This is a genomic window from Jannaschia sp. L-14R, from assembly GCF_056857695.1.
This window is the reverse complement of record NZ_JBSXNP010000010.1, coordinates 121038-142952: the sequence shown is the minus strand read 5'-3', so window position 1 is coordinate 142952 and position 21915 is coordinate 121038. Positions and strand designations below refer to the sequence as shown.

Below are 21915 nucleotides of genomic sequence, written 5' to 3'. Positions count from 1 at the left end.
TAAGATCACCTCGAAGCCGCCTCTCGCATCAGTGTGATGAGCGGGCGACTTCATGTCAGGGGCCATCGGCTAGCGCTGCAACGCAGCAGGCAATCTTTTCAGTCGTTATCAGGACAGGTTTGCGCGGCGCTGCTCGCCGTCACGCCGTAAGAAGATATGCCAGACGGGTCTTGGCCATTGGACGTGCGGCCCGGCCATAGGCGGACAGATCGGCGCGCAGATCGGGTCGCGCGCGGAACAGGCAGGCGCGATCGAAGTCGTCGATGCCCTCCAGACCCAAAGCCGCGGGCTGGAACGTCTCGGTCTCGGCACCTTCGGCAAACGTGACGTGATGTTCTGGCGTCAGCAGGTGGTAGTAACACACTTTTCCGGGCGCCATCACGCGAACGCCCGACCCGTCGATCAACGACTTTGCGGGCACGAAAATCTCGTCCTCGCCAAACAGCAGCTGGGCGCGCCAGCCACGCACCAGCATCCGGTGCTGTGGCGAAACAAGCAGCGGGGCGTCATTTCCGACAGTTCCCGGCTCGAACCGGATCGGGGCCTGATCGATACCTACAAGTCCCTCGCGCATGCCGATCCATTGCAGGGGCTGCGGACCCGAGTCACGGGTCAGGATCAGATCGCCTTCCGACAGGGTCTCGACCGCGCGCGGGCCATGCGGTGTCGCGATGCGCGTACCACGCGTAAAGCAGACGACGTTTTCCATCTCCGCGAATGTGACCGTGGTGCCGTCACTGCGGCTTGACGTGCCGCTCAGGCCACCGGCGTTGTCGTTCGGATTACTGAACGTGGTCGAACCGGATGTAGCGCCGAAATCGAGCGTGTCGCCTGCCGTCTCGGCACCCTCGCCACCGATGAGCGAAACTGGCCCACCGCCCTGTGCCGGATCGAGGGCGAAAAGGTCGTCGCCATCGCCGCCGGTCGCGGTGTCACCGGATCCGACCGACAGGGTGTCGCCGCCAGCGCCGCCCGACAGGACATCTGCCCCGCCACCGCCGACGAGGCTGTCGTCGCCCGCCGAACCGGTCAGGATGTCACCACCGGCCGAGCCGTCGATGGTATCGGCCCCAAGGCCGCCGTCGATGGTATCGCTGCCACTGCCACCATGGATACTGTCGGCACCGCCACGCGCATCGATATCGACGCCCGCGCCATCCAGCCTGGCGTCCACGACGTCATCGAATTCGGTCAGGATCAGGCGTTCGATCCCCGAGAAGGTCAGCGTATTGGTGCCGTCGGTGATCGTACCGGCCTCGTTGCCGGTATAGGTCACGGTGACCGGGCCGCTCAGGCCGGACAGGTCGATAAGGTCGCTGTCGGTTCCGCCCTCACCGCCGATGATGACGTCGCTGCCAAAGCCGTCGGTAATCAGGAAGGTGTCCTGATCGTCGCCGCCAGATAGCGTATCGTTGCCTGCCCCACCCGCCAGAGTGTCCTGTCCCGTTCCACCCAGAATTGAATCGTCGCCAGACCCGCCCAGAAGTGTGTCGTTGCCTGCACCCGCGATGACATTCACGCCCACACTGTCCGCAGAGGCGTCCAGCGTGTCGTTGCCTGAGGTCAGGATCAGGCTCTCGATTTCAGAAAAGGTGGCGGCATCGGTGCCGTCGTCCAGCGTTCCTGCCTCGTTCCCCGCATAGGTCACGATCACCGGATTGGTTACGTCCGAGGCGTCGATGATATCGAAGTCGTCGCCTGTTTCACCGCCCTGAATGGTATCGGCACCGAACCCACTGGCAACGTCAAAGACATCGCGGTCCGCTCCGCCCAGAAGACTGTCGGCACCGCCGCTGCTGACGATGGTGTCGTTACCCGTGCCGCCATCGACCGTCTCGGACCCGGAACCGCCGCTGATCAGATCGTTGCCCGCGTCGCCGAACAGCAGGCCGGTCGCGCCGGTAAAGCTGATCTGGTCGTTGCCGGTTCCGCCGCTGATCGTGTCGTTGCCCGCCGATCCGGTCAGCGTATCGTTGCCGGCCCCGCCGTCCAGGCTGTCGTTCCCGAGACCGCCGTCCAGCACGTCCTGCCCTGCGCCACCCAGAAGCGTGTCGTTCCCGTCGCCACCGCTCAGCGTATCGTTGCCACCCCCGCCGATCAGCGAGTCATTCCCGATGCCACCGTCCAGGCTGTCGTTGTTGTTGCCGCCGTCCAGCGTATCGTTGCCGGTACCGCCCAGCAACACATCGTTGCCGTCGCCGCCCAGCAGGCTGTCGTCGCCGCTGCCGCCGTCGAGCGTATCATTTCCGGTTCCGCCCAACACAGTGTCGTTGTCGGACCCGGCGAACACGCTGTCGTCGCCTGCCCCGGCGTCGATGCTGTCGGCATTCCCCTGGGTTGTGATCGCGTCGTAGTTGATGTCCGAGATGAACACTGCCTGCTGCGTATCGCCACCGTTGTCGTAGTTGATCACAATCCGTTCGACCGGCCCGGCAATCGTCACCAGAACCGCGCCGTTCTGTTGACTGGGCTGGTCGCTGGTGATCGCGCCCGTGATCGTGTTGCCCGAGACCGAGTCGTTGCCAAGGGCGTTCAGGTCGACCGCGATCTCGTTGCCGTCGACATCATAGGCCCGGACGGTGATGATATCCTGGAAATTGTTCCCGGCGTTGATGACACCGTCGATGTCGTTGAGCACGAAGCGAACGTTGTGAACTTCGGTCGAGGCTGTGGGCGATGCGGAATCGAAGTCGATCGTCAGCGTCGTGTCGGTTGCATTGCCGTTGGCAAAGAACCGACCGGCCGCCGTCTGATCGATGCCGCTTCCCGGCGGCGCATAGAAGTTGCCGTTGGTGTCCGCCGTGAATGTCGACCCGGCCGGAAGGCTTGAACTGACCGTGACCTGCACGCCGCCCGCGGTCTGTGTGGCCCCCGCCGCCATGTTCTGGTTATCGGCATAGATCGACCAGTCGAAGGTCTGCTGACTGGTCTGACTGGTCATCAGGTCATTGTTGTCGACCTTGTCGCCGTTCGGATCGCCCGTGTAATTGCGGTCGATAACGTCGTTGCCGCCAGTTCCCATAACGGTGCCGTCATTATAATCGGCATAATTGAACTGTGTGCCCGACGCCTCGTCCGTCTGGGCATCGTAGGACACGGTTTCATAGGTGCGGCCGGCCACCAGCGGCTGGCTTGTCAAAGTGTAATAAGTGCCTCCGGGACCGGCCTGCAACGTGCTGACGCGGATCAATTCACCACTGATCGTATCGCGGATGACCCAGCTTTCACTGGACTGAACCGTTGTGTTGGTCGTCGTTCCGCTATCGTCGATGGATGCAGTCGCCGTTTCACCATCGTTGAACCGGGTTAACGAGTCGCCGGAAGCCCCCGCCGCATTGTCGGTGATGATCGCGGTGACATCGGCAGACCCCGGCCCGTTCCATGTGGCGCTGCCGCCAACGGAGCGACTGAGAATACCATATGCATCAGCGTCATAGAGCCGAAAATTGAAAGTTGCCATTGCCTTGCCCGCCAAACTTCCGTGGATCTTTTGGCCGCCCACGGTCTACGCTGGTTTATCGTGCTGAATTTGGGTCGAATTGTGACAACGAGAGGGATTTGAGCAACGACTCAGCGTTTTGCACAGTCGTGTTCTACATTTACGTTACGTTCCGGGATGCCCTTTCCCGACACGCCGGACCGGGCTATGGGCTGGACGCACATCCAAGACTTGGGAACCGTATCATGCGCACGGCCACACTCACCCGGAAAACTGCTGAGACCGACATTACGGTCACGCTCGACCTTGATGGGACGGGCACCTACGACAATCGTACGGGGGTCGGGTTCTTCGATCACATGCTGGATCAGCTTGCCCGGCACGCATTGATCGACATGACTGTTCGCTGCGACGGCGATCTGCACATCGACGATCACCATACCGTCGAAGACGTCGGCATCGCACTGGGCCAGGCGCTGGCGCAGGCGATGGGCGACAAGCGGGGCATCCGCCGATATGGGTCCTGCCTGCTGCCGATGGATGATGCGCTGGTTCGTGTCGCACTGGATTTGTCAGGGCGACCCTGGCTGGCGTGGGACATTGCGATGACCGCCCCCGCCATCAAGTCGTTCGACACCGAACTGGTGCGCGAGTTCTTTCAGGCCATTGCAACCCACGGCGGAATTACACTGCACATGGATGGGCTGCGAGGTGTCAATTCGCACCATATCACCGAGGCTGCGTTCAAGGCTTTCGCCCGCGCCCTGCGCGACGCGCTGGAGGTGGACCCGCGCAAGGCCGATGCGATCCCGTCAACCAAGGGATCATTGTAAGTCGTGCTGACGGTTCTGGTCGATTACGACAGCGGCAATCTGCATTCGGCGCAAAAGGCGTTCGAGAGGATGGCACGCGAAGGTGACGTGGGCGAAGTGCTGGTCTCCTCCCGCCCCGAAGATGTGGCACGGGCAGACCGTATCGTCTTACCCGGCGACGGCGCCTTCCCGGCGTGTCGCCGCGGTCTTCGGACTTTCGACGGGCTGGAGGAGGCCTTGCTGGATGCGGTCGGTGCACGCGCGCGACCGTTTCTGGGAATCTGTGTTGGAATGCAGATGCTGGCCACAGTCGGTCGCGAATACGAGGATGTGCCGGGCTTCGGTCTGATCCCCGGCGCGATCGAGCGGATTGTTCCGTCGGACCCGACATTGAAAGTGCCGCACATGGGTTGGAACGATCTGGTGCTGACGCCGCCCGCGACGGGACCGCACCCGGTTATGGCTGGACTGTCGACCGGCGACCATGCCTACTTCGTACATTCCTATCAGATGGTGATGGACGACCCGGCAGACCGCTTGGCGCATGTCGACTACGGCGGCGCGGTCACAGCGGTCGTTGCCCGCAACAATGTCGTCGGCACACAGTTTCATCCGGAAAAAAGTCAGGCGACCGGTCTGAGACTGATCGCCAACTTCCTCGAATGGGCACCCTGACCCGGCCATGTCCGGGTGGACATCGGCTACTTGTTCTTACCGTTACCGTTACCGTTGCTGTTGCCATTACTGTTGCTGCTGGTGTCATCGGAGTCGCTGCGACCATTGGAGCCGCTGCCCCAGTCATCGTCGCCATTCGGCGTCTCACCGGCCTTGCCGACAGCCTTGTCATTACCGGGGTTGCCCGGACCCGAAGAGGTGTCGTCTGTATCGGACGACGTCGTTTCATCAGAAGAAGACGTCCCCGTATCGGAGGAAGTCGGTTCATCGGAGGAAGTCGTTTCCGTATCAGGGGTCGTGTCTTCGGAACCGGTGTCATTTGAAGCCACCACAATCGCTCCGCCGCCCCATCCTTCAAGTGCGCCAAAAATCTGGCGGTTGCCATCGGCGGTCGGATCGACCCCCATGATCAGACTGGTTTCGATCCCGACAGTCATCCCTTTGACACCGTTTGCAACCTCGCCGGTGACGGCCACGCCCATGCTGACGGCAATCATCATGAGCGGCATCATGTCCACGGTCACCGCGCCGGTTTCGCAAGTGGCGAATCTTTTCACACGATCGCGAAGGTTGAACGTCTGATTGATCAGGCAATAACAGGTCATCATGATACTCCGGCAAACTGCGTACGATAGGCCGGTCAACAAAAACGGCCCCTTGGAAACCACATTCCCACCGGAAGACGCTTTTCTTTTGCCAGAACTGTGAAGATTTAAGGATCATTCTGAGTTTCGCGGAAACGGTAACTCGCCAATGTCAGGAAAATGGAAACGGCGCGACAGGATGGCCCTGCCGCGCCGCAAATGCATTTTTGATGGCCCCCCGAAAAATCTGAGAATGCGTTATACTGATCAGCGGATCTTGACCCAGTTCTGACGCGCACAGATCAGTCCACCCGCAACACAGCCCCGTAGTGCCATCTGATTGCCGCTCAGCGCGATTTTGCCAAGGTAAACCTTATCGTTCGACGGCCGCCAGACCTGACCACGATACTCGGCTCCGTCCTGCGGAACCATGTTGCGAACGATCTGCTTGCCAAGATTCGGCGACTGATACTCGCCCGACGCATTGAAGGTCTTGCTGATGGTACCGCAATATGCACCGCCACAGGGTGCGATGGTGACGAGAGCATAACTGCCTTCGTCAACCTCGGTCTGCCAGACACCTTCGATCGGGTCTGCAGCGGCAATGCCGGCAAGCCCGAGTGCTGCGATAAGGGTGAAGAAAAAGTGCTTCATGTCAGATGTCCTCCCAAAGACTGCGCGCAGGCTGACGCGGGAGGGCCTGCGAAGGCAAGCGTGACGTTTCGGCACGGGCTTTCCCCGGCGCGTCGATTGCTCCAGAAAGCCCGCAAAACCCAACGCCGGAGCGTCGCGCATGATCCTATATCCCGCAATCGACCTGAAGGACGGACAGGCCGTACGCCTGATCCATGGAGAAATGGACTCGGCCACCGTTTTCAGCGACGACCCGGCGGCGCAGGCGCGGGCATTTCAGGACGCGGGCTGCGAATGGGTACATCTGGTCGATCTGAACGGGGCTTTCGCGGGTACGCCGGTAAATGCGGCGGCGGTCGAGGCGATCCTGGCGCGGGTCACCGTGCCCTGCCAGCTGGGCGGCGGCATCCGCGACATGGCAACGATCGAAGCCTGGCTTGCCAAGGGTCTGCGCCGCGTGATCCTGGGTACAGTCGCGGTCGAGGACCCCGATCTGGTGCGCGCCGCAGCTCGCGCCTTTCCGGGTCAGGTGGCGGTCGGCATTGACGCACGTAAAGGACGGGTCGCGACACGCGGATGGGCCGAGGAAACCGACGTAATGGCCACCGGTCTGGCGAAACAGTTCGAAGACGCAGGCGTTGCCGCGATCATCTATACCGATATCGACCGCGATGGCGCGATGGGTGGCCCGAACGTCGCTGCGACCGATGCGCTGGCCCGTGCCGTCGACATCCCGGTTATTGCATCGGGTGGCGTATCGTCGCTGTCCGATCTGTGTGCCCTGAAGGCGACCGGGACGATTGCGGGCGCGATCTCTGGTCGGGCGTTGTATGACGGAGCGATTGATCTGGCCGAGGCGCTGTCGACATTGAACGACTGACCGCCCAAGGCCTCCAGCCTGGCCATGTGGCAGGTGCTGATCTGTTCTCACTCGCGTCGTCTGTTGGCGACGGGCCAGCGGAGCATAAGAATGCGGACACCATCGTGGTCAGATTCGCAAGGATTGGACCGATGCTGGCGAGAGGTGCGGTTTCAAAGTCGGATTGATCTGCCTGACCCCGCGCCTTCCGGACGAAGGCGCGGACAGTCGCTGAATTATTCCGCAGCCTTTGCGGTCAGCTTCTGCAAAGCACCCGCCGACATTTTCACAGACTCGCTCTCCAGGTCGACGTCCAGCCCGGAAAACATCTCATTCGGGGATTGCCACGTAATGACTGTGCCGTTGTCGCCTTCGGACACCAAAACCCGCAGGGGCAGGATCAGACCGGCGCGCAGATCCTGCTGCATGACAGGGGTTCCTACTTTCGGATTACCGAAAATCAGAAGCTGGCTTTCCGGCAACTCCATATCGACCGATCCGGCGGCGTCCGAATGATCAACGCGTGCGATGACCGACGCGCCCGCGCCTTCGACGGCGGCGACCAGTTTGTCCATCGTCTCGGATACGGAATAAGGTGATGCCAGCGTCTCAAGTGCTACGGCGGGCATGGCAAGGGTAATTGCCGTAACGGCCCCGAGGATGGTACGGATCATATTTTTCTCCCAATCATGATACAGGTAAACCCCGGCCATCTGACGTCTGTTCCCGCTTCACGCAAAGGTCATCGGCGGGGGCCCGCTAACGTCGCCTGCCACCGCCTGCCATCCCTGCCCTTGTCAGGACCGCGAAACCCGGCCACACCGCAACCATGTTGAAAACGCGCATCATCCCCTGTCTGGACGTGGCCGATGGCCGCGTGGTCAAAGGTGTTAACTTCGTCGACCTGATTGATGCCGGCGATCCGGTCGAATCCGCCCGCGCCTATGACGCTGCGGGCGCGGACGAGCTGTGCTTTCTGGATATTCACGCCACACATGAAAATCGCGGCACGATGTATGATCTGGCAACGCGCACGGCCGAGGCCTGTTTCATGCCGCTGACCATTGGCGGCGGCGTCCGCACTGTAGAGGATGTGCGCAACCTGCTGCTGGCGGGGGCCGATAAGGTCAGCTTCAATTCCGCCGCCGTGGCAGACCCTGACGTGCTGTCCCGCGCTGCCGACAAGTTCGGCAGCCAGTGCATCGTCTGCGCCATCGACGCCAGGACCGTCGCCCCCGACAAATGGGAAATTTTCACCCACGGCGGACGCAAGCCGACGGGCATCGACGCTGTCGAATTCGCCCGTCTGGCCGCCGAGCGGGGTGCAGGCGAGATACTTCTGACATCGATGGATCGGGACGGCACCAAGGCCGGGTTCAATATTCCCCTGACCCGTGCCGTGTCGGATGCGGTAACGATTCCGGTAATCGCGTCTGGCGGCGTCGGCGACCTGGACCACCTGGTCGAAGGCGTGACCGAGGGCCACGCCTCCGCCGTTCTGGCCGCGTCGATCTTTCACTTCGGAACCTATACCATCGGCGAAGCCAAGACACATATGGCAGCCGCCGGTATCCCGATGCGATTGGAAGGATGACCATGTCCGACAGACCCCACACCCTGGACCGATTGTGGTCGACCATCGAAGACCGGCGCGGCGCCGACCCCGACCAAAGCTGGACGGCGCGGCTTCTCTCGAAGGGTCCGGAAAAATGTGCGGAAAAGTTCGGGGAAGAAGCAATCGAAGCGCTGATCGAAGCCGTTAAGGGCGACACGGACGCCCTCACGCGCGAAGGGGCCGACGTTCTTTATCATTTCTGCATCATGCTGGCATCGCGCGGCGTCACGTTGAAAGACGTGTTATCTGAACTGGACCGTCGCCACGGAACGTCCGGTGTTGCGGAAAAAGCTGCGCGCAAGCACTGATATGTCGGATCTTTCCGGCCGTTTGAAATTTCAGAAAAACAGAACTTCAGCACTCAACAGTGCCAGTTTCCGCCGGACGGCCCGGATCTTAAAAAGTTGCAAGACGACGCGCCGGATGCGGAACCTTTGCGCCGCCTTGCGTGTTGCCCGGATGACCAACCTGCAAACAGGTCAACCGCTCAACATCAAGGAGACTAGGATGAAAACCCTTTTCGCGTCTACAGCCATTGTAATCGCCATGGCCGCACCCGCATTCGCCGACGCGCACACGGCGTCAGCCTTCGTTCCGTCAATCGACACGGAAGCCCTGCGTGCATCCGATCTGATGGGTGCCCGTCTGTACGTCACCGAAACTGACGTCGAAATGGATGCCGGCTTGTCCGACGAATGGGACGACGTTGGCGAAATTTCTGACATTATAATCGGCAACCAAGGCGGTATAGACGCCGTTTTGGCCGATATCGGTGGCTTTCTCGGCATGGGCGAGCGCACCATTGCTGTGAACATGGATGATCTCAAATTTGTGTCGGATGGACCTGATGCCGATGACTATTTTGTCGTGCTGACCGGCACGCAAGCTCAGTTGGAAGCGGCGCCCGAATTCGATAACGATTTCGTTGAAGGACGCACCCGTGCCGAAGTTAATGCCGAGCGCGATGCCGAACGCACTATGGGAGATGCCGAGCGCACTGAGGAAAATGCCGAGCGCACTCTGGAAAACGCCGAAGTCGAAGTAGAAGAAGCAGGCGATGCAGTCGTAACGACGACTGCCCGGACCGTTGAGGAAGCGGGAAACGCCGTGGACAACATGGCTGATGGCGCCGCCGGAATGATGTCTGCTCCGATGATGGAGCGTGACGGCTACCAGCTGGTCGACAATTCCGCGCTGACCACCGAAGAGCTGACCGGCACCTCGGTCTACGGCACTAACGATGAGCGGATCGGAGAAGTCGGCGAACTTCTGATGACCGACGATGGCAAGCTGGACAAGGCAATCATCGACGTTGGCGGCTTCCTGGGCCTTGGCGAAAAGCCTGTCGCCGTGTCGATGGACAGCCTGACAATCCTGCGGGCCGATGGTGATACGCGCGTTTATATCGACGCCACCGAAGAGCAGCTGGAAAGCATGCCGGACTACGAATACTGATCCCGATACATTCCCTCGTATAGATCAGTGGCCCGTCGCATATTGCGGCGGGCCTATTCCGTTGTGGTCGAGACAGTCTTCACGGAAGGCGCGAACTGACGATTCCTGTGTTGATACCGCCCTGTCGCAACTCACCGAACAGGCGTTGATATTCGATCTTGGGGCATCGGTCCTGAATGAGCGTGATCCCTGCCCCCCCGCAAATCGTGGCGGCTTCGGGGCTGGTTATGCCCACCTGCAACCACACACAGGACAGGCCCGGCAATACACGCACACCTTCCTCCACAAGTGCCGGCACGGCCTCGGGTCTGCGGAAGATATCGAGAACATCGACCGGCGCCCCGATGTCGGACAGTCCGGCCAGAACCGTCTCGCCAAACAGTCTCGTGCCGGCATGGACCGGGTTAACCGGAATCACCCGGAACCCGCGCAGCGATAGATAGCGCGCAACAAAATGGCTGGGTCGAACAGGATTCGGTGACACGCCAACGCAGGCGAAGGTGCGCGCTGTCGTCAGGACATGCCGCAAGTCTGTATCGGAGGGGTTCGTCAACATGGCTGTATGAAACGACAAAAAAAGGCCCGCGACAATGAAGCGCGGGCCTGAAGGTGTGGAACGAGGGACAGTGAATGAAAAACGAGGGTTCCAAACTCGTCTTCCTCAGACATGTAGGTAACGATTGTGCTCGAAAGAAGTTCCGCTCACGTCAATGTTTTTTTCTGTAACGATGAAGCGATGGCGATCAATCGAAAATATCTTCGATCTCGTCGATGATTTCCTCAAGCAATTTCGACATGAAGCTTTTTGGTTTGCGCCGCTTTTTGATGGGTCTGGCAACCTTTGTAGGGGCATGGCGCGCCACGGCACCGGCCTGCGCCGGTCGCAGGCGTTTCATCTGCGTCAAGGGCGCACCGCATGATCCGCAAGCCAATGCGTGATCACGGTGGCGCAGCGCTGTGCGGCGTCCACAATAGCAGCATGTCGCCAGCCGTTCAGGCATCATCCCCCCCTGCCCGAATTCGTCCCTGGCTCAACGCGAATAACCCAACGGCAGCAGCGTTCGAGACATTCAGAGATCCGAAGCCTCCTGCCGGATCGATCCGCACTATCCGGTCGCACAAGGTTCGCGTCCGGTCGCGCAGGCCCGGCCCCTCGGCTCCAAGAACGATGGCCGTGGGGGTTGTTGTCAGGGCCACTGCGGCTTCGGTCAGGGTTTCCGGCGCTTCGCCATCCAGCCCGACAAGGGTGTAGCCCATGTCTTTCAACCGTTCCATCGCGTCGCCCAGATTGCCGACGCGTAAATACGGTTGCCGTTCCAACGCGCCCGACGCCGTCTTGGCCAGCGCCCCGGTTTCAGGCGCGGAATGACGGGACGGCGCGATGACGGCCCGAGCACCAAACACCTCGGCAGACCGCAGGATCGCACCCGCATTGTGCGGATCGGTCACCCGGTCCAGCAGGACCAGCAGGGGCGCATTGCCGCTGCCGGGCCTGGCCAGGTCTTCGAGACGTCCCCAGTCCAGCGCCTTGACCTCCAGCGCGGCCCCCTGATGCACCGATCCAGGGTCGAGCGGGACAGGAAACTTGCGCGGATCGGCAATTTCGGGCGTCATGCCTGACTGCGGCACAACGTCTTCCAGCCGGTCGGCGGCATTCTTGGTCAACACCAATCGCAAACGGTCCCGCATCGGGTTCGCCAGCGCATCGCGCACCGCATGCAGCCCGAACAGCCAGACCGTCGACTGGGCGGCGGCACGACGCGCCTGCTCCTTTTCGACCACCCATTTCGGCTTTTGCACCATGATGTTTCCCCGATCCGACCAGTCTTGTGTTGCAGGCCTTATCGCGCGTGTGCCCAAGGGCCACAACACCGCTTGACCCCACTGGGCGGCCCCGCTATCCCCGCCGCCAGTGGGCGACAGGCCGCAAGGTGTGGCAGGGGACTGTAACTCCCTCGAGGCGACTCACGCCTGGTTCGATTCCAGGGTCGCCCACCAATTTCAAAACAACGAAAATTCCCGAATCCGCCAAGGCTGCGGTGGGGAAGGGATGCGCAGACTGCACTCCTATTTTACCCTATGCCCTTTGAAAAAAGGGAGGGGCCCAATGTTTACGAGTTTTATATCCGCTTGTGCGATGGTCTCAGGGCTTTGCGTAACTGCCAAAGCCTCACTGCCTATCCCGGAGTTGAAATGCTCTGGGAGCCCTGAGGCTGCCGCTCAGAGAACCGGCATCCCCGTCAGCACATTCGCCAGCGCCGCGCCGTGCATGTCCCGATCGCGCGCGCTACCCTGAATCTGCGGGCGCGGCAGACTGATCTTCACGACGTTCAGTTCCGGCAGATCAAAGCGTTTCAGCCCGCTAGCGCGCAACCGTTCGGCAAAAACCTCGGTCGGGATGACCACTACACGCTCATAACCATCCGCGTTGCAAAAGATGTCGATCGTGATCCAGAACGGCCCCGCGTTCTTGGACCGGATGCGCTCAACGATCTGGCCCAGTTCAGACATCCACGACCTCCAGTCGGAAACCATCCATAGGATCGTCCAGCGCCAAAACATGATGCAGCACGAATTCGTATTGCGGTCCAAGGTCCATTTCGGGCGGGGAATACGGGAAGGCAAAGGTTGGCATCGGTTCCTCTGGCGTCAGCGGATGGTGCAGCAGCAGGGGGTTCACCGTCTTGGCCACCTCGCGCGCTGTTGCGGGGTCGGGAGCGATAACCTGCGCCAGAATGCCGATCTCGTTTGGTAAGGCAACTCCCGGCTCCGACGCACCCAAGGTGGCGTCCTTTCCGATGCGGCGCAGCTCCAGATCATATTCGACGTCACCCATCCGCTCAGAGACCTTGCTGCGGGCACGGGCCAGGAGTGAAGCGCACCAGTCGTCGATCTCCGCGACATAACGCGGGTCACGGATCAGGACGAGTGACATGACCCCCTGCCCCGCAACACGCGCGCCCTCCAGCTTCACGGTATAGGGCGCGGCGTGCCATTCGCTGCCCTCGACCCGCACGGACTTGCCCTGCGCTTCGTATGTCGCCGCCGATACGTCCAGATGACCACCCGGTTCGTGCAGTACGATCGGGTCAGAATTCTCGTATAACAGATGCGCCGCCACCGTTCGGGGCGTGGCGACAGAGGCTTCGGCCATAGGCGTTACTGTGAATCCGTTCGCGTCGAACAACAGCTCGATCACGCCGGTATCAGGGTGCGTGCAGCAGAGCGCGCCACATTCGCCCACCTTGGCCCCGTGCCATGCCGCGCCCAAATGGCAGCCATTTGAAATCGGCAAGGCCGCAAGGATCGCCGTGTCGGTGGTGCGTCCACAGATCACGATTTCGGCCCCCGTCTCCAGCGCGGCCTGAACCTGTTCGACCCCGGCCAGGGCGACGATGTTGCTGCAATCGGCAAGCATGGCCGGATCGACATCCGGCGCGCCGGACAGCGGCGTCACCTTCGCCCATTCCCTGGCCAGCATGGCCGGGTCCCGGTCGCAATAGAGCACCGCGATTTTGGCGGAACGCCCTGCCTCGGCCAATACCTCGCGCGTGATATCCAGCAGCCAGTCGACCGCAGACCCCGCTCCGCAGGTGCCTGCCGTGCCGATCATCAGCGGGCAACCGGCCCTGTGTGCCGCGTCGATCAGCGCGCCCCATTCGGCCTTGGTCTGGGCGCGGGAATACTTGCTGACGCCGCGGCCCAGATAGGCAGGACCGCTGTCCGTCGATCCGCCGTCGATGGCGATCAGGTCCGGCTTGCGCTTCAATCCGGCCTCCAGCGCTTCCTCATCCCAGCCAAGGCCAAGCGCCCCGGCTGGCACCAGTACTCTAGTCGATGGGTTTGGCATGATCAGGCACTTCCATTTCTGGTAGGGTAGGCTTCTTTATGATGCGACGCAGGAACAGCGGCGCAACAAATCCGGTGACAGCAGCCACCCAAAGCCCGATGGATATGCCCGAAGAGAAAAGGAACGATGCATCCCCCGCCGACAGGGTCATCGCCTGCCGCAGCGAGTTTTCCATAGCATTTCCCAGCAGAATGCCAAGGATGATCGGCACGGTCGGAATATCGAGCTTGCGGAATATCCAGCCCATGACCCCGAAGGCGATCATCAGCAGCATGTCGTAATAGCTGCCGGTCAAGGAATAGATGCCGACGAAGCTGACCATCATCACGCCCGGCAGAAGCAGCGCAGGCGGCACAGTCAGGACCTTCACGAAAATCTTCACCAGCGGTACGTTCATGAACAGCAGTACGAAGTTCGCGATCAGCAGCGATGCAATCAGACCCCAGACCACTTCGGGCCGGTTGGCGAAAAGCGTTGGCCCTGGCGTGATGTTCAGCGTCATCAGGACGGCCAGAAGAACGGCAGTCGTCCCGGACCCCGGTACGCCCAGGGTCAGCATGGGGACCAGTGCGCCACCCGCAGCGGCATTGTTTCCGGCCTCGGGCGCGGCGACCCCCTTTGCGACCCCGGTGCCGAAACCTGCCTTGGACCCGCCAATGGATTTTTCCATCATGTAGGTCAGGAAACTGCCCAGCGAAGCACCTGCCCCCGGCAGGACACCGGCGATGAACCCCAGGATCGAGGATCGAAGCATTGTCCAGCGCGTCGACCAGATCTCGCGCCACGGCACGGTCACCTTGTCAAGCTTCACGCCCAGGGCGGACCCGCGGCCGTGGCTTTCGATAAAGACAAACACCTCGGACACCGCGAATAAACCAACGATGGCGACAAGGAAGTCGATACCATCGTTCAGATGCAGGTTGCCGCCGGTGAAGCGCGTGACGTTGTTGTTATCGATTCCGATCATCGCGATCCCAAGACCGATGGCCGAGGCCAGGGCCGCCTTGGCCTGGTTCTTGGAGGCGATGCCGCCCAGCGTCGAAAACGCCAGCAGGTAGAGCGCGAAATACTCCGCCGGACCGAACAGATAGGCTACGCGCGCCAAGATCGGGGCAACCAGCGCCAGCATGATCGTGGCGAAGAGTGCGCCAACGAAGGACGCCACGCCCGAAATGACCAGTGCATCGCCCGCGCGGCCCTGTTTGGCCATCGGATAGCCGTCGAGGGTGGTCATCATCGCAGGCTCGTCACCCGGAATGTTCAGCAGGATCGAACTGATCCGGCCGCCGTACATTGCGCCATAGTAGACAGAGGTCAGCAGGACCAGCGCGGCCGTCGCATCAAGACCCATGGAGAAAGTGATGGGGATCAGAAGGGCTACGCCGTTCGATGGGCCAAGCCCCGGAAGCGCACCGACGATGGTGCCGATGAAACAGCCGATGATGGCAAGCATCAGCGTCCAGGGTGTCAGCGCGATGGAAAAGCCGAGGGCGAGGTTCGACAGGATATCCATATCAGAACCAGCCTTTCGGGACGCCCAGAAGGCCCAGCCCAAGCACGAACTTGAAAAGAACATAGAGACCGCCGGAAAGGCCGAGACCCGCTGCCACAGCGAACTTCGCGCGCGGGTCGATCTGATAGCTGAGGATCGCGGCGGCGATGGCGGTCGGGATCAGAAAGCCCAGCGGCTTGATCGCATAGGCATAGGCCACGAGCGTCAGCATCGCCATAAGCAGCGTTCCGACAGTGCGCAGGGGCGGAAATTCGGGGTCCGGATCGGGTTTCACGATCAACATCAGACCACAGACGACAGACACACCCGCCACGATCAGCGGAAACGTCTTGGGGCCAACCGGATCAACGATGAACCCTTGTTTGAATTGCAGGGCGGCGACCCCGTAGGCCACCGCCACCAAGACGACGACCACACCGAAAATGCGGTCGCCCTTGCCGTTCGAAAGGTTCATGCCGGGACCCCCGAAAAAGTCCCGCCATGATCATTCGCAGTGCGAAGCATTGGCACATTGCACGGTTTCGCGGGCGTGTGACCCGATGCTTCGCGGCACATCACTGGATGATGCCGATTTCGCGCGACAGCGCCTGAACGTCCGCGATGTTCTTGTCGATGAACGCCTGGAAATCGTCGCCTACGACGGTGAACGGGGCAAGACCGTTGTCGGCCATCGCCTGCTGCCACTCCTCGCTGTCGGCCACGGCCTGCAACTTGGCGGCCCAGTCGTTGAACGTCTCGTCCGACACGCCCTTGGGCACATAGAGACCACGCCAGTTGACGGCGACCACATCGACGCCCTGTTCCTTGGCGGTCGGAATGTCGAAGCCGGGCACGCGCTCGTCGGCGAGAACGGCGATGGCACGTACGTCACCGGATTCGAGGAAGCCCACGACTTCCGACATGTCCCCTGTCATGCCCTGGGTGAACCCGCCGATGGTCTGGGTAATCGCATCCGCGCCACCGTCGACACCGATGTAACGGATCGAACGCACGTCCTCGACGCCATAGGCCTTGGCCAGCTGCAGGACTTTCAGGTGGTCGAAGCCCCCTGCTGCGGAGCCACCGGCAAAGGCGACCGAGCCGGGATCGGCTTTCATCGCATCCAGTAGATCGGTCAGGTTCTGATAGGGGCTATCGGCAGCCACGACGATCACACCGGGATCGGCCCCGATGGCACCGACGAAGCGGACCTGATCGGCGGTCGCGCCGCCGTAGGCATCCTGCGCCAGACGGGTGGCGGTTGCCTGCGATGCGGCCACGATCAGATCGGAGTCATCGTTGCGTTCGTTCACCACGGTCGTGAAGGCCACGCCGCCGCCGCCACCGGCCATGTTGGTGACCTGAATCGGCTGATCGACTTCGCCGATATCATACATGATTTTGCCGATCTGGCGGCAGGTAAAATCCCAGCCACCGCCAGGGTTGGCAGGCGCGATGCATTCAGCCGCGGATGCGGAACCGCCCACGAAAATGGCTGCACCCGTCAGCAGGGCGCGGAGTTTGTTGGTCATGGTGTCCTCCCAGACATTGGGCCGGTCTGTGCATCCGGCCTTCGGCTGCGAACGGTAACATCTGCGCCACAAGGTTCAATCCCTGTTTGTCGGTCTTTTTGCCAGCCCGTAACTGCAAAAACACCGCGTTTGCAGTCAGGACCTGTCCGGGGCGGTGGGTTTTATCGTGTGCTCCCTTGCGGGCAGGAAGCCTTCTGCATCCCCGAGAAACAGGCCGACCTTTCGGAGTTTCGGCACGCTGTCACAAACGACCTTGACCACGATCAGCGCCGGAACGGCCACGACCATTCCCATCACCGACCATATCCATGCGAAGAACGCGACCGACAGGAAGACCATGGTTACGTTCAGTCGCAGACGCTGGCCGACAAGCGCCGGGGTAATGAATTGTCCTTCGAGTGAGGTCATGGCGTAATATGTTCCGAACACGCCCAGTGCCATCCATGGATCGAGAAATGAAACATACGCAATCAGCGCCGAGATAACCGCCCCGACAACTGCACCCACGAAGGGCACGAAATTCAAAAGCGCGGCCATGATCCCGATCAACCATGGGGAAGGCATCTCCCACCACCACATTCCGGCTCCGATCACCACGCCCAGTGCCGCATTGATCAACGTGATCGCGCCGAGATAATTTCCCAGCCGTGCCTCGATCGTGCGGATCATCGTAACAGTGTTTTTCTTGTCCTGAAACCGGTCCGAGACCTTCACCGCTTTCTGAATAAACATATCCCCTGACGCCACCAAGAAGAACAGCAGGGAAATCGCGAATATGATCTGACCCAGCAAAGCAGGCGCGACCGATACGACCGAGGTTGCCAGACCGACGTCATCTACGACCTCGACCTGCATAGGGGGCTGTTCCCCCGTCGCTTCGAGTACCCGCCCCGAAGCGTCGGCTGCCTGTGTCAATGGCTCCAGCAGTCCGCCCGGCCCCTTCAGTGTGGACATCAGATCTTCAAACAGACCCGGAATGTCGGTGACGAATTCATAGACCGGCTCGCTCAGCGCCAGAATGCCCAGGAAAAGCCCGGCACCGATCGAAATTGTGAAGAGTGCAGCTGAAACCGGTGCAGGAATACCGACTCGCTCCAGCGCACGACGCGGCGCGTTGAGGATGAAGTAGCCAAGAATTGCGGTCGTCACGGGGATCAGGAATTGCGACGCAAAAATCAGCCCCTGTATCAGAAGCAGAATGAAGATACCTGTGACCGGAATGGCCAAGGGATGTCGTGTGGAGGTAGGAGGGGCCGGAATTTCAGTTTCCGATTTCTTGCCCGAAAGGTCCGGCATCTCGCCAGAAGGGTCAGCTTGCAGCGCCAAGTTCATCCGCCTTTTTCGCGCCGCGGTGACCCATGGGTTCACGCGCGCCGGTTGTTGTGTCCCGCGCCGTCTGTGCCTCGATCTCGGAATTCAGTTCGGCCCCCAGAAGCACGACATAAGCGGACAACCACATCCACATCAGCAGAACGATGACGCCAGCTATTGAGCCGAATGTCTCGTTATAACTGCCGAAATTCTGAACATAGATGGAAAACCCGATTGACGCGACGACCCAGAGCAGGCTGGCCGCGATTGCGCCCGGCGTCAGCCAGCGCAGCTTGGCAGGCGATCGATCCGGTCCCCAGCGATACAGGATGACAACGCCCGACACGAAGATCAGAGCCATCGGAATATAGGCTAGGATCTGCACCAGAGTCTCCATTCCCGGAGCGATGGTGACAAAGGCCAGAACGATAGGAACGACAATAATCAGCATAGCGGCAATCAGGACGCCCAATATCATCGAGATCGTCATCGCCAGAGTCATGAGCTTCAGCCGGATAAAGCCGCGCGTCTCCTGCTCGTCATAGGCGACGTTAAGGCCCTGGATCAGACTTCCGACACCCGCAGATGCCGACCAGAGCGCCAAAGCAATACCAAGGATCAGACCAAAGGTCAGACCCGCGTCCTGACCGTCGGCGACCGACTGGGCCTGCGTCAAAAGAATTTCGCTGACGTCCGGGGGCACGACTTTCCCGACCCCTTCCAACGCAGCAACAAGCTCTTCCGGTTGATAGAGCAACCCTGCCAGAGCCATCAGGGCGGTAATCGCCGGAAAAATCGCTAGAAGCCCGTAAAATGCTATGCCTGCAGCGATCAAACCTACGTTGTCGTTCGTGATCTCATTTTTCAGACGCCATGCGATATCTTTCCAACCCTTCGCGGGAATGGCCATAGGCTTTCCGGCGTTCCGACCACGTCCCGGCTGCTCGGCGTCTGCCTCGGCAGTAGTGAGAGGTTGGTTCAAATCGGTCATGCAACGCTTTTCCTCGGTTTCGGCCCATCGGACGAATGAAACCTGTCCGCCGGATCCGAGGCGCGGTTCAAACGTCCCCGTTGCTCCAGATGGCTGCGCAGCAGGTCCACGTTTCGACGGTTGGCCCGCAGTCCCACATCCAGGATATCGCCGACGATCGGCACGGACCCGATCAGCCAGTCCAGCCCCGTATTTCCGGCCATTCGCAGTTTGACACCATTCGACGCACCCATGCGATGCGCTTCCAGCCAGATATAGGCGGCGGGGGCCAGTGCGGCGATGTCGCCGATGCCCGGAACAAGCCCCAGTATCGCATCCCAGCCGAACCGAATATTCGTCAGCGGCAGGCGATAGCGGCTGTCGAGGTTATTCGCCAGCCGGTCAAGACGGTCGATGCGGGCCTGCGTGTGGGGCGTCATGGGCGTGCTCTCCTGCGGGAAACAGACGCACGAGGATGCGCGAGGGTTCCCGTCGCTTTGAAGAATGCCGCGCGATGCGACCGCCCCTCCCTTCCGTAAGTTATGCGGCTGCGGCCGGATCGGATGTCCACGCACGTATCTGCAACGCCACCACCGGCGCCAGCAGCGCCACGCCCACCGCCATCGTCACCAACCCCGGCGCGATGAAGAGGAACGCCACCAGACCGACCCACCATCGCTGAATCCTGGGCAGCGGCGTCAGCAGGAAACCCGAGAACGCCACACCCAGCGACGCGATGCCCAGCGCCGCGCCGGTCAGGGTGATCGCGAAGGCGGACCAGGTGAACCCGTCGGCCACCAGCAGAAGTGATGGTGAATAGACGAAGACGAAGGGCACCAGAGCCTTGGCGATGCCCAGCCGGAACGCAGTATTGCCCGTCTTGAACGGATTGGCCCCGGCGATACCCGCAGCGGCATAGGCCGCAAGTGCGACGGGCGGCGTGATGTCAGCCAGCACGCCATAGTAGAAAACAAAGAAGTGCGCGACCAGCGGCTGTACTTCCTGCACGGCCAGCGCGGGTGCGGCGACGGCGACGAGGATGATATATGTCGCTGTCGTCGGAATACCCGCGCCCATGATGATGCAGGCGATGGCGATCAGGATCAGCGATATGAACAACGACCATTGCCCGACCCCGAAGAAGTTGAAGGGCCAGAACCCACCCAGCACGCCGCCGATATCGTTGGCCGTCTGGACCACGACATAACCCAACCGGAAACCGACGCCCGTCAGGGTCACGACGCCCACGATGACGCCCACCGTCGCCGCAGCGGCACCAACGGCAAGCGTGTTCTTTGCCCCCGCTGCCAGAGCGTTCCACAAGTCCACGAACGTCAATCGATTCACCGGGTTCAGAACACCCACGACGATACAGGCGAAGATGCCGTAGACGGCGGCGTAATCCGGCGTCCAGCCGTTCAGGATCATGTAGACCAGCAGGACCAGCGGGATGATCGACAGCCAGTGCTGGCGCAGCACGACCCCCATCTTGGGCAACTCGCTGGCCTTCAATCCACGCAGGCCCAGCCGCTTCGCCTCCAGATGGACCATGATAAAGATGCCGAAGTAATGCAGCATCGCGGGGAATAATGCGGCGGCCAGCACATCGCGCAACGGAATTTCTAGATATTCAACCATGATGAAGGCCGCAGCGCCCAGGATCGGCGGCGTGATCTGGCCGCCGGTGGATGCCGTCGCCTCGACCGCGCCGGCGAAGTGCGGCGGATAACCGACCTTCTTCATCGCCGGAATGGTCAGCGCACCGGTCGTCACCGTATTGGCGATGCTGGACCCCGAAATCGTACCCATGAACGCCGACGAAAAGATCGCCACCTTGGCCGGACCGCCGGAATAGCGCCCGGCAATGACCATGGCGATGTCGATGAACAACTGCCCCAGCCCGATGCGCGTGGCCAGCACTCCGAAGACGATGAAGAGGAACACGTATTTTGCCATCACCCCGATGGCGATGCCGTAGATGCCCTGATTGGTCATATAGAGGTGGTTGATCAGGCCCAGCCATGACGTCCCGCCATGCTTGAGAAGGCCCGGTGCCCATGGGCCGAACAGTGCGAACAGCACGAAGACCAGTGCGATCAGCGGCAGGGTCGGACCGACCGAGCGGCGGGTTGCTTCCAGCGTCAGGATCAACAACGCAGTGCCCATGAACACATCCAGTTGCGACGGATTGCCGACGCGCACGGCCAGCGCCTCGGGTGGCAAAAGGGGCAGATACATCGCCGAGGCCACGGCCAGCACCGCGAACACCATGTCCAGGATCGGAATGCCTCCGATCCGCCACCAGGCCCGCGCGGGCAGATCCGTCGATGGCGCGCGCCGCCATCCGAACAGCAGGAACACAAGGCCCAATACGAACGAGATGTGAATGCCCCGGTGCAGCAACTCGCGGATCAGGCCGAAGCCCCCGGCGTAGATGTGATACACCGACATCGCCACGAGGAGCGCTGAAATGATGGCACCAAGTATCGGACCGGTGGGGCGGAACGCGGTTTCCGGGTCATACTTGCGTTCGATCTCGGCCAGTTGTTCCGGGGTCAGTTCCGGCCTGTCGTCAGATGTCGTATCGGATGCAATGTCGGTAGACGTCATGGCGGGCCTCTGATGTCAGGGTGAGGCGCGGGCCAGCGGCCAGCGGACACGTCGAATGAGGGTGGGCAGGCCCGCAGC

The 21915-nt window shown here is 61.2% G+C and carries 22 protein-coding genes and 1 tRNA gene; 7 read left to right on the top strand and 16 right to left on the bottom strand.

Annotated features, from left to right (window positions below; genetic code table 11):
- Positions 1-139: 139 nt before the first annotated feature.
- Positions 140-3460, bottom strand: coding sequence for a Hint domain-containing protein (locus tag AC13C2_RS09050; protein WP_482886606.1), 3321 nt, complete (start codon positions 3458-3460; stop codon positions 140-142).
- A 224-nt stretch (positions 3461-3684) separates the two neighbouring features.
- Between AC13C2_RS09050 and hisB the strand changes: the two genes are divergently transcribed.
- A complete protein-coding gene (hisB, locus tag AC13C2_RS09045; protein WP_482886605.1) occupies positions 3685-4272 on the top strand; it encodes an imidazoleglycerol-phosphate dehydratase HisB in 588 nt (195 codons plus the stop codon).
- A gap of 3 nt (positions 4273-4275) precedes the next feature.
- Positions 4276-4926, top strand: a complete 651-nt coding sequence (hisH, locus tag AC13C2_RS09040) for an imidazole glycerol phosphate synthase subunit HisH (RefSeq protein ID WP_482886604.1) — start codon at positions 4276-4278, stop codon at positions 4924-4926.
- 26 nt (positions 4927-4952) lie between these two features.
- On the opposite strand, the gene AC13C2_RS09035 is transcribed toward hisH, so the two are convergent.
- Both AC13C2_RS09035 and AC13C2_RS09030 read right to left on the bottom strand, forming a co-directional pair.
- On the bottom strand, positions 4953-5534 hold the full coding sequence (locus tag AC13C2_RS09035) for a hypothetical protein (protein ID WP_474522031.1): 582 nt from the start codon (positions 5532-5534) through the stop codon (positions 4953-4955).
- A 243-nt stretch (positions 5535-5777) separates the two neighbouring features.
- Entirely contained in the window at positions 5778-6164 is a 387-nt protein-coding gene (locus AC13C2_RS09030; RefSeq protein ID WP_092763508.1) for a DUF2147 domain-containing protein, read from the bottom strand.
- A gap of 139 nt (positions 6165-6303) precedes the next feature.
- On the opposite strand from AC13C2_RS09030, the gene hisA reads away from it, so the two are divergent.
- On the top strand, positions 6304-7023 hold the full coding sequence (gene hisA / locus AC13C2_RS09025; RefSeq protein WP_482886603.1) for a 1-(5-phosphoribosyl)-5-[(5-phosphoribosylamino)methylideneamino]imidazole-4-carboxamide isomerase: 720 nt from the start codon (positions 6304-6306) through the stop codon (positions 7021-7023).
- A 215-nt stretch (positions 7024-7238) separates the two neighbouring features.
- Here hisA and AC13C2_RS09020 read toward each other — a convergent pair whose 3' ends face one another.
- Positions 7239-7676 (bottom strand): DUF302 domain-containing protein, encoded by a 438-nt coding sequence (locus AC13C2_RS09020; RefSeq protein ID WP_482886602.1) that lies wholly within the window; start codon positions 7674-7676, stop codon positions 7239-7241.
- Between the two features lie 155 nt (positions 7677-7831).
- Between AC13C2_RS09020 and hisF the strand changes: the two genes are divergently transcribed.
- The 3 genes from hisF (at position 7832) to AC13C2_RS09005 (ending at position 10072) form a co-directional block, all read left to right on the top strand.
- A complete protein-coding gene (gene hisF / locus AC13C2_RS09015; RefSeq protein ID WP_482886601.1) occupies positions 7832-8596 on the top strand; it encodes an imidazole glycerol phosphate synthase subunit HisF in 765 nt (254 codons plus the stop codon).
- 2 nt (positions 8597-8598) lie between these two features.
- Positions 8599-8925 carry a phosphoribosyl-ATP diphosphatase gene (locus AC13C2_RS09010; RefSeq protein WP_092763514.1) on the top strand — a complete coding sequence of 109 codons (327 nt, stop codon included), beginning with the start codon at positions 8599-8601 and terminating at the stop codon, positions 8923-8925.
- 199 nt (positions 8926-9124) lie between these two features.
- The gene (locus tag AC13C2_RS09005; RefSeq protein WP_482886600.1) at positions 9125-10072 is read left to right on the top strand and encodes a PRC-barrel domain-containing protein; all 948 of its coding nucleotides are present in this window, start codon (positions 9125-9127) and stop codon (positions 10070-10072) included.
- A gap of 79 nt (positions 10073-10151) precedes the next feature.
- Here AC13C2_RS09005 and AC13C2_RS09000 read toward each other — a convergent pair whose 3' ends face one another.
- The 3 genes from AC13C2_RS09000 to rlmB form a co-directional block, all read right to left on the bottom strand.
- Positions 10152-10628, bottom strand: coding sequence for a CoA-binding protein (locus tag AC13C2_RS09000; protein ID WP_092763518.1), 477 nt, complete (start codon positions 10626-10628; stop codon positions 10152-10154).
- Positions 10629-10815: 187 nt separating this feature from the next.
- Positions 10816-10968 carry a hypothetical protein gene (locus AC13C2_RS08995; RefSeq protein ID WP_482886599.1) on the bottom strand — a complete coding sequence of 51 codons (153 nt, stop codon included), beginning with the start codon at positions 10966-10968 and terminating at the stop codon, positions 10816-10818.
- A gap of 97 nt (positions 10969-11065) precedes the next feature.
- Positions 11066-11875: a 23S rRNA (guanosine(2251)-2'-O)-methyltransferase RlmB gene (gene rlmB, locus AC13C2_RS08990; RefSeq protein ID WP_092763522.1), complete on the bottom strand. Its 810-nt coding sequence runs from the start codon at positions 11873-11875 to the stop codon at positions 11066-11068.
- A 111-nt stretch (positions 11876-11986) separates the two neighbouring features.
- On the opposite strand from rlmB, the gene AC13C2_RS08985 reads away from it, so the two are divergent.
- Positions 11987-12070 (top strand) — tRNA-Tyr (locus AC13C2_RS08985).
- A gap of 222 nt (positions 12071-12292) precedes the next feature.
- Here the strand turns inward: AC13C2_RS08985 and AC13C2_RS08980 are convergent.
- The 9 genes from AC13C2_RS08980 to AC13C2_RS08940 form a co-directional block, all read right to left on the bottom strand.
- The gene (locus AC13C2_RS08980) at positions 12293-12583 is read right to left on the bottom strand and encodes a DUF4387 family protein (RefSeq protein WP_092763524.1); all 291 of its coding nucleotides are present in this window, start codon (positions 12581-12583) and stop codon (positions 12293-12295) included.
- Positions 12576-13922, bottom strand: a complete 1347-nt coding sequence (locus AC13C2_RS08975; protein WP_482886598.1) for an acyclic terpene utilization AtuA family protein — start codon at positions 13920-13922, stop codon at positions 12576-12578. The genes AC13C2_RS08980 and AC13C2_RS08975 overlap by 8 nt, the downstream gene beginning before the upstream one ends.
- Positions 13903-15435, bottom strand: a complete 1533-nt coding sequence (locus AC13C2_RS08970) for a tripartite tricarboxylate transporter permease (RefSeq protein WP_424338250.1) — start codon at positions 15433-15435, stop codon at positions 13903-13905. Before AC13C2_RS08970 ends, AC13C2_RS08975 begins: the two co-directional genes overlap by 20 nt.
- A gap of 1 nt (position 15436) precedes the next feature.
- A complete protein-coding gene (locus AC13C2_RS08965; protein ID WP_092763530.1) occupies positions 15437-15889 on the bottom strand; it encodes a tripartite tricarboxylate transporter TctB family protein in 453 nt (150 codons plus the stop codon).
- A gap of 100 nt (positions 15890-15989) precedes the next feature.
- Positions 15990-16946 (bottom strand): Bug family tripartite tricarboxylate transporter substrate binding protein, encoded by a 957-nt coding sequence (locus AC13C2_RS08960; RefSeq protein WP_482886597.1) that lies wholly within the window; start codon positions 16944-16946, stop codon positions 15990-15992.
- 135 nt (positions 16947-17081) lie between these two features.
- The gene (locus tag AC13C2_RS08955) at positions 17082-18272 is read right to left on the bottom strand and encodes an AI-2E family transporter (protein ID WP_482886596.1); all 1191 of its coding nucleotides are present in this window, start codon (positions 18270-18272) and stop codon (positions 17082-17084) included.
- Positions 18256-19248: a YihY/virulence factor BrkB family protein gene (locus AC13C2_RS08950; protein ID WP_482886595.1), complete on the bottom strand. Its 993-nt coding sequence runs from the start codon at positions 19246-19248 to the stop codon at positions 18256-18258. The genes AC13C2_RS08955 and AC13C2_RS08950 overlap by 17 nt, the downstream gene beginning before the upstream one ends.
- On the bottom strand, positions 19245-19667 hold the full coding sequence (locus tag AC13C2_RS08945) for a DUF4112 domain-containing protein (RefSeq protein WP_474522044.1): 423 nt from the start codon (positions 19665-19667) through the stop codon (positions 19245-19247). The genes AC13C2_RS08950 and AC13C2_RS08945 overlap by 4 nt, the downstream gene beginning before the upstream one ends.
- 100 nt (positions 19668-19767) lie before the next feature.
- On the bottom strand, positions 19768-21837 hold the full coding sequence (locus AC13C2_RS08940; RefSeq protein WP_482886594.1) for a TRAP transporter permease: 2070 nt from the start codon (positions 21835-21837) through the stop codon (positions 19768-19770).
- Positions 21838-21915: the final 78 nt, after the last annotated feature.

Coding starts and splice junctions, on each gene's coding strand:
- AC13C2_RS08970 (WP_424338250.1), bottom strand. CDS start 15,435: ATGGATATCCTGTCGAACCTCGCCCTCGGCTTTTCCATCGCGCTGACA.
- AC13C2_RS08975 (WP_482886598.1), bottom strand. CDS start 13,922: ATGCCAAACCCATCGACTAGAGTACTGGTGCCAGCCGGGGCGCTTGGC.
- AC13C2_RS09005 (WP_482886600.1), top strand. CDS start 9,125: ATGAAAACCCTTTTCGCGTCTACAGCCATTGTAATCGCCATGGCCGCA.
- hisA (WP_482886603.1), top strand. CDS start 6,304: ATGATCCTATATCCCGCAATCGACCTGAAGGACGGACAGGCCGTACGC.
- AC13C2_RS09020 (WP_482886602.1), bottom strand. CDS start 7,676: ATGATCCGTACCATCCTCGGGGCCGTTACGGCAATTACCCTTGCCATG.
- AC13C2_RS08965 (WP_092763530.1), bottom strand. CDS start 15,889: ATGAACCTTTCGAACGGCAAGGGCGACCGCATTTTCGGTGTGGTCGTC.
- AC13C2_RS08945 (WP_474522044.1), bottom strand. CDS start 19,667: ATGACGCCCCACACGCAGGCCCGCATCGACCGTCTTGACCGGCTGGCG.
- AC13C2_RS08995 (WP_482886599.1), bottom strand. CDS start 10,968: ATGAAACGCCTGCGACCGGCGCAGGCCGGTGCCGTGGCGCGCCATGCC.
- AC13C2_RS08980 (WP_092763524.1), bottom strand. CDS start 12,583: ATGTCTGAACTGGGCCAGATCGTTGAGCGCATCCGGTCCAAGAACGCG.
- AC13C2_RS08950 (WP_482886595.1), bottom strand. CDS start 19,248: ATGACCGATTTGAACCAACCTCTCACTACTGCCGAGGCAGACGCCGAG.
- rlmB (WP_092763522.1), bottom strand. CDS start 11,875: ATGGTGCAAAAGCCGAAATGGGTGGTCGAAAAGGAGCAGGCGCGTCGT.
- AC13C2_RS09050 (WP_482886606.1), bottom strand. CDS start 3,460: ATGGCAACTTTCAATTTTCGGCTCTATGACGCTGATGCATATGGTATT.
- AC13C2_RS09000 (WP_092763518.1), bottom strand. CDS start 10,628: ATGTTGACGAACCCCTCCGATACAGACTTGCGGCATGTCCTGACGACA.
- AC13C2_RS08960 (WP_482886597.1), bottom strand. CDS start 16,946: ATGACCAACAAACTCCGCGCCCTGCTGACGGGTGCAGCCATTTTCGTG.
- AC13C2_RS09030 (WP_092763508.1), bottom strand. CDS start 6,164: ATGAAGCACTTTTTCTTCACCCTTATCGCAGCACTCGGGCTTGCCGGC.
- AC13C2_RS09010 (WP_092763514.1), top strand. CDS start 8,599: ATGTCCGACAGACCCCACACCCTGGACCGATTGTGGTCGACCATCGAA.
- AC13C2_RS09035 (WP_474522031.1), bottom strand. CDS start 5,534: ATGATGACCTGTTATTGCCTGATCAATCAGACGTTCAACCTTCGCGAT.
- hisF (WP_482886601.1), top strand. CDS start 7,832: ATGTTGAAAACGCGCATCATCCCCTGTCTGGACGTGGCCGATGGCCGC.
- hisB (WP_482886605.1), top strand. CDS start 3,685: ATGCGCACGGCCACACTCACCCGGAAAACTGCTGAGACCGACATTACG.
- AC13C2_RS08940 (WP_482886594.1), bottom strand. CDS start 21,837: ATGACGTCTACCGACATTGCATCCGATACGACATCTGACGACAGGCCG.